Genomic DNA, 6177 nt, shown 5'->3' on the forward strand with positions numbered 1-6177 from the left:
TGACAATGGGAAAATCCCTGAAGAAGATGGCTCAACGTGGATGTAAACCATTTGGTTACAACTGCTTTAAAAAAAACTAATCATCTGTTGCGTTGATTTTCTGCCCAAGATCGTCAACCAGCTGCTTCATCGTGATTTCTTCGAGTTTTTGCTCCATTGCAGCTTGTGCGCGCAACAGAATCAATTGCAGGACAGATTGAATATTGGCTCCAACCGGACATTGGGGATTGGGATGTTCATGGAAATGGAACAATTCACCTTCTTCGACAACTTCAACTGCCCGGTATACATCAAGCAAGTTGATCTCTTCCAAATCTTTGATAAGATAGGCTCCCCCTGTTCCGGAACGCACCTGTATGAAACCTGCTTTTTTTAATTTGCCAATCACTCTCCGAATGATCACAGGGTTGGTATTAACACTGCCCGCGATCCACTCCGATGTACAATGAGCGTTCTTTTCTACTGCGATCAGGGATAAAATGTGAACCGCAACGGTAAAGCGGCTGCTGATTTTCATAAGCTTCACCCTCTGTTGGAACCATTATAGTTACAACCACAGGATGAAGTCAAGTTTTTCTTTTTCCGATTATATACAACTTAAAGGAAGGGATCATGCTTGGAACCAGTGATTACACACCCGTGGAACTTAAATGGAGGTGATGCACTCAACCTTCAGCAAAATCTGGCATCAAAATTGATCCAAAAAGACCGGCTGGCTGATCTGAAGTATGTTGCCGGCGTGGATGTTGCCTACGATGAGATGTCTGACCATCTGTTTGCAGCTGTTGTCGTGCTGGATGCAGACTCACTCAACTTCGCCGAAACCGCTATCGCTGAGGATCAGGCCCCATTCCCTTATATTCATTTTTACAGAACTAATCCGCTGACTTACAGATGAATAAAGTTAAACTGAATGGAGTATATGGTCAGTCTTGGACTGGCTTTTTTGGTTTCAACCAGAAATGAACAATCCCTCACAACTTTTCCTCTCCTCTCAAACATGGACCATTTTACTCTTTTCCACGCTAGTCAAGTGGTTTCAGATATTTAGCGCTGTCCTCTTTGATATTGGTCAACCAATGAACGCTCTCGCAGCTCCCCGCGTTTTCCGAAGAAAACGGCCCTTGCTAAAGTATTCATGGCTTCTCCTTTATTTTTAACCCCCTTTGGAAGTGACACAGAAGACTTATTCTGCACCATAAATTTTAAATAAGACAAAACATCAACTTTTTTTGATTTATGTATTGATGTATCAAAATAAATTGATGTATATTCAAATCAAGAAAAATTGATGTGAGGTGAGTAGGATTGGAAAGTTTCTATTTGGTGGAACAGCTGGTGAAGGACCGACAAAAAGAAATCTGCGAGCAATTATGTCATCGGCCAAATCGCTCAGCCAAACAACAGAAAGTTTCACTTATCCAACAGGTCAAACAATTCTTTGGCCGTTATTACTTGGACTACTTTCAACATCAATCTTGCTGTGTGGATAAAATCTAATTATATAACAGGAGAGTGGAAACGATGGTATTAAAACCCCATGTAGCGATTAATGTGAAAGACTTGAACAAATCCGTTGTTTTCTATACTCAATTGTTTGGAGTCGAACCGGTGAAAGTTCGCCCTGGATATGCTAAGTTTGATCTGGAACAACCAGCCTTGAATTTCACTTTAAATGAAGGCGGTGAAGTAAGTGGCGGGCTGAATCATTTGGGGATTCAAGTGAAATCCACTGAAGATGTGTTGGTCGCCAAAGAACGTCTTCAAAAAGAGGGGCTGGCTACTTTTGACGAGATGAATACTACTTGCTGCTACGCTCGCCAAGATAAAATTTGGGTCACCAGCCCGGATGGGCACCGTTGGGAAGTGTTTACAGTATTAGCAGATGCAGAAGAGAAATCCAATGATTCGCCCGTTTGTTGCACATTGGACGAACCTAAACAAATAGAAACCGATTGTTGCTCATAATCAGTAAGGAGTAAGGAGGTGGGTGCGATGTCCTTATCTACAGAAAAATTCGCTCAAATCGCCAAGGCCCTGAGTGATCCGATTCGCATTAAAATTCTTGATCTTATTCAAGCCGGGTATGATCAACTAGATGCTTCACCTCCTGTTACCTGTTGTTCTGGTGGTGTCTGTGTTTGTGATATTCAGGAGCAAATGAATATGGCACAATCCAAAGTGTCTTATCATCTGCGAGAATTAAAAAATGCCGGTCTCCTCCATGAAACGAAAGTAGGGAAATGGAATTTCTATGCCATCAACTATACAACGATGAAGTTGTTTCAAGACGAACTCCAACATCGATATCACAGGGAGGCAGAAACCGTTGGAACAAAACTGGATCATTCGGAAAGCAACAGAGCAGGATCTGCTCAGGATTACGGAGATTTATAATCAGGGCATTGAGGATCAAATTGCCACACTGGAGGAGCAGGTAAAATCATTAGAAGAAATGTCTTAATGGTTTCAGGAACGTTCAAATCGGTTCACTGTTTTGGTTATTACTGATGGACAAGATATTCAAGGATGGGCATCCCTGAATCCTTATTCTCATCGCTGTGCTTATGATGGGGTTGCGGATATTTCTGTCTATATTGACCGCAACTGGCGTGGAAAAGGGCTTGGCTCTAAATTGCTTCAAGCATTAGAAGAAACGGCGAAAGAAAATGGTTTTCATAAACTGGTACTGTTCACCTTTCCCTTTAACCAATTAGGGCAAGGTCTATATCGAAAAGCAGGATTTCGGGAAGTTGGAGTTTACGAAAAGCATAGTAAATTAGATGGAAAATGGGTAGATTGCATCATTGTAGAAAAGCTCATTGATGAAAACCTTGATTAAATAAAGAGGGGAAAGGAAGGGCATGTATGACAGATTGTTGTACGAACTCAAGTGTCCAAAATAATGTCTCCTGTCCTCAGTGTAATACAGTAGGTAGAAAAGTAAAAATCATTACTTTAAAAAGCCTACTTCTTCCTGAAGCTTTAAAGAATCTTAACGTTGAATCCCCTTATTATTTTTGTTCAACAAGAGATTGTAAAGTTGTGTACTATAACGAAGATAAAGAAACATATCAGACTGAAGAAATCAAAGTTCCTATTTTTCAAAAAAACACGTCTAATCATATACCTGTATGTTATTGTTTTGGTTGGACCAGAAAAAGAATCGTGGATGAAGTGAAAAAGACAGGAAATTCTTCTGCTATGTCGGAAATCAAACAACACATAAAGGAAAAACGGTGTGGATGTGAAGTAAATAATCCGCAAGGGTCTTGTTGTTTAAGTAATATATCTAGCTTTGTAGAAGCACTGAGATCATAAGGTGTAAGACCAATTGACACTTACAATTCTGTATTCGGAAAGTTTATGTTAATTTCTTGGTGCACAAAGCATTACACCTACTCCAACTAAACAAATGGCTGCTCCAACCCAATCATAAAGATCAGGAGTTTTTTTATCAACTCCCCAACCCCATAAAACAGAGAGTATGATAAAAACTCCTCCATAAGCAGCATATACCCGACCAAAAGCAGGGAAGGACTGAAAAGTGGAGATTACTCCATACAACGCCAAAGCGACTCCACCGAGAACCCCCCAATAGAAAGGTTTTCCTTCCCTCAACCAAAGCCAAATAAGGTATCCACCACCGATTTCAGCCAATCCTGCAAAAATAAACAATATTATTGCTTGAAACAATTGGACCTTTCCCCTCTCTTAATATATCGTAGCCGGCTCCCGGAGAAACGGAGCCAGCTTATTTATGTGCTGGATTCTTGCTTCAATTTGATCTCTTACCCGCCGAAAAACTTGCCATACTTCTTCTTCTGTTCCTTGTGCTTTAGCTGGATCATCAAATCCCCAATGATCGCGATGTACATTAGGAGGAGTCATCGGGCATTTGTCATGAGCATCTCCGCAAAGAGTGATGACATAGTCAGCACGGTTTAATAGTCCAGGATCAATCACATCAGAAGTTTGATTGGAGATATCAATTCCTTTTTCGGCCATTACTTTTACGGCTTTTGGATTCAGTCCATGAGCTTCAATTCCGGCACTGTAAACATCGAAGCGATCGCCTAAGTACTTCTTTCCAAAGCCTTCTGCCATTTGGCTGCGGCAAGAGTTGCCAGTGCATAAAAAATAAATGATTTTTTATCAGACATTGTTTTCTCTCCTTTTTGAAATAAAGATTTTAGTTTGATTCAGCCAGTTTTTGTGCAAAGTATTTGCGTTGAAACCAAAATGCCACTTTTACGAGTCCAATCAACACCGGTACCTCTACAAGCGGACCAATCACAGCTGCAAAGGCAGCTCCCGAGTTGATGCCAAAGACACCAATCGCAACTGCGATGGCTAGCTCAAAGTTATTGCTTGCGGCGGTAAAGGAGAGGGAGACCGTTTTTGAATAATCTGCTCCAACCTTTTTGCCCATATAAAACGAAACGAGAAACATCACAACAAAGTAAATGAACAGAGGAATGGCGATTCGAACCACATCCAGCGGTAATTGGAGTACCAACTCACCTTTTAAGGAAAACATGACAATAATCGTAAACAGCAATGAAATTAATGTAATCGGGCTGATTACCGGTATGAATTTTGTCTCGTACCATTCACGCCCTTTAGCTTTCACCAATGCAAGCCGAGTGATCATGCCAGCAAAGAAGGGAATTCCCAGGTAGATCAGGACACTTTCGGCAATCTGACCCATGGTGATATTCACGACAGCACCTTCTAAGCCCAACCATTTTGGTACAACCGTGACGAAAATGTAGGCGTAAACGGAATAGAAGAGGATTTGGAAAATCGAGTTGAAGGCAACTAACCCCGCGGCGTATTCTCTGTTTCCATTCGCCAGTTCGTTCCAGACAATAACCATCGCAATGCACCGAGCAAGACCGATGAGAATGAGTCCAATCATGTATTGCGGATAATCTCTTAAAAAAAGGATGGCTAACACGAACATCAAAACAGGACCAATCACCCAGTTTTGTATCAGAGATAAACTAAGGATTCGGAAGTTCCGAAATACCTGACCCAGTTCCTCATAACGCACTTTGGCCAGAGGAGGATACATCATAAGAATTAATCCAATGGCAATCGGAATCGATGTAGTCCCTACCTGAAAGCTCGTCAAGACCTTCACCATGCCCGGAAAAAGATAACCGGATCCAATACCAATGACCATGGCGAGAAAGATCCATAACGTCAGATACCGATCCAAAAATGAGAGTCTTCTCATCACACCACTCATTAGAGTCACGACCTTTCTAGAGAATTATTTAAGGTGCGTCAATCACATAGAACTTTGAGACCACTCTTTTTCAGTTGTTCGATCTCTTCGGAGGCATCCGGTATAGACTCGAGGAATTTTTCAAAGAAGGGGTAAATTGATCCATCCAAAGAATAAAAGACCCACTGACCACTCCGACGTTCCTTGACCAACTTTGCGTTTTTCAGTTTTCGCATGTGCTGAGAAACTGCCGGTTGGGTGATTTGGAGGATTTCGACCAACTCACAGACACATAACTCCTCGACTCTAAGTAAAGCAAGGATATGTAAGCGGGTTTTATCTGATAGTGCTTTATGGCATTCCGCTAACTGTTCCCAATCCATTATATTCATCACCTCATCAATATATAATCATATACTTATATTGTTGTCAAAGAGAAGATATATTTTCTCTTGGAGAGAATATTAAGAAGTGCTTAACAGTATATTGAATGTTTACTCTCTTAAAAACTACCATTTCATATGTCTAGCTACTGATGTATAAGAAATAACCATGTTCTGCGTGTAGAAAAACCACTTCTGAAAACTGTCCAGAAGTGGTTTTTCTAATTAATTGAATAAAAAATCGACGAAGGCGACGGTTGCGCCATCGCCAATTGGCCAGCTTTTTTAAATTCATGGCAGCAAAAAGCAGCATCGCCTGCGTCTGAACTCGACGCTTCCCACGAAGCGCCGTCCAACGCATTCCATGCTTCTCCTTCATATCGGCAAAAACTCGCTCAATCGTTTCTTTTCGCTGTTTATAAATTTGTTTATTCTGTTCCGTATGCCGAAGATGTTCGGCTTTATCTAAATAGTCCTGCCAAATATGGCGGTGAATTTGCTTTGTATGGGTTCGACTGTTTGTACATTGAGAAAGAAACGGACAACCTTTACAGATTTTTG

10 protein-coding genes and 2 pseudogenes are annotated in these 6177 nt (G+C 41.1%); 5 read left to right on the plus strand and 7 right to left on the minus strand.

Annotated elements, in window-relative coordinates; translation table 11 throughout:
* Window positions 1-76 precede the first annotated feature (76 nt).
* Window positions 77-517 (minus strand): Rrf2 family transcriptional regulator, encoded by a 441-nt coding sequence (locus tag I8U27_RS19015; protein ID WP_181754815.1) that lies wholly within the window; start codon window positions 515-517, stop codon window positions 77-79.
* Window positions 518-625: 108 nt separating this feature from the next.
* Between I8U27_RS19015 and I8U27_RS19020 the strand changes: the two genes are divergently transcribed.
* On the plus strand, window positions 626-898 hold the full coding sequence (locus I8U27_RS19020) for an endonuclease V (RefSeq protein ID WP_309506187.1): 273 nt from the start codon (window positions 626-628) through the stop codon (window positions 896-898).
* Window positions 899-1059: 161 nt separating this feature from the next.
* On the opposite strand, the pseudogene I8U27_RS19025 reads toward I8U27_RS19020, so the two are convergent.
* Window positions 1060-1155 (minus strand): annotated as a pseudogene (locus I8U27_RS19025) (Tn3 family transposase); the annotation flags it as partial.
* A gap of 369 nt (window positions 1156-1524) precedes the next feature.
* Between I8U27_RS19025 and I8U27_RS19030 the strand changes: the two are divergent.
* The 4 genes and pseudogenes from I8U27_RS19030 (at window position 1525) to I8U27_RS19045 (ending at window position 3321) form a co-directional block, all read left to right on the plus strand.
* Window positions 1525-1968: an ArsI/CadI family heavy metal resistance metalloenzyme gene (locus I8U27_RS19030; RefSeq protein WP_181754817.1), complete on the plus strand. Its 444-nt coding sequence runs from the start codon at window positions 1525-1527 to the stop codon at window positions 1966-1968.
* Window positions 1969-1995: 27 nt separating this feature from the next.
* A complete protein-coding gene (locus tag I8U27_RS19035; RefSeq protein ID WP_181754818.1) occupies window positions 1996-2397 on the plus strand; it encodes an ArsR/SmtB family transcription factor in 402 nt (133 codons plus the stop codon).
* Window positions 2330-2842: pseudogene (locus I8U27_RS19040) on the plus strand (arsinothricin resistance N-acetyltransferase ArsN1 family A). The gene I8U27_RS19035 and the pseudogene I8U27_RS19040 overlap by 68 nt, the downstream one beginning before the upstream one ends.
* A 26-nt stretch (window positions 2843-2868) precedes the next feature.
* Window positions 2869-3321, plus strand: a complete 453-nt coding sequence (locus I8U27_RS19045) for a putative iron-sulfur cluster-binding metallochaperone (RefSeq protein ID WP_181754819.1) — start codon at window positions 2869-2871, stop codon at window positions 3319-3321.
* Between the two features lie 48 nt (window positions 3322-3369).
* Here the strand turns inward: I8U27_RS19045 and I8U27_RS19050 are convergent, their stop codons facing one another.
* From I8U27_RS19050 to I8U27_RS19070, 5 genes are all read right to left on the minus strand, one after another.
* Window positions 3370-3696, minus strand: coding sequence for a YnfA family protein (locus tag I8U27_RS19050; protein ID WP_181754820.1), 327 nt, complete (start codon window positions 3694-3696; stop codon window positions 3370-3372).
* Between the two features lie 18 nt (window positions 3697-3714).
* Complete coding sequence (gene arsC / locus I8U27_RS19055; RefSeq protein WP_309506188.1) at window positions 3715-4149, minus strand: arsenate reductase (thioredoxin); 435 nt, start codon at window positions 4147-4149, stop codon at window positions 3715-3717.
* A 43-nt stretch (window positions 4150-4192) separates the two neighbouring features.
* A complete protein-coding gene (gene arsB, locus I8U27_RS19060; RefSeq protein WP_181754825.1) occupies window positions 4193-5242 on the minus strand; it encodes an ACR3 family arsenite efflux transporter in 1050 nt (349 codons plus the stop codon).
* A 50-nt stretch (window positions 5243-5292) separates the two neighbouring features.
* Window positions 5293-5616 carry an ArsR/SmtB family transcription factor gene (locus tag I8U27_RS19065; RefSeq protein WP_181754823.1) on the minus strand — a complete coding sequence of 108 codons (324 nt, stop codon included), beginning with the start codon at window positions 5614-5616 and terminating at the stop codon, window positions 5293-5295.
* Between the two features lie 142 nt (window positions 5617-5758).
* The coding region (locus tag I8U27_RS19070; RefSeq protein ID WP_232345673.1) for a transposase at window positions 5759-6177 on the minus strand (419 nt) is incomplete at its 5' end.

Origin of the sequence: Paenactinomyces guangxiensis, assembly GCF_016055185.1 — a bacterium.
Lineage (GTDB): Bacteria > Bacillota > Bacilli > Thermoactinomycetales > Thermoactinomycetaceae > Paenactinomyces > Paenactinomyces guangxiensis.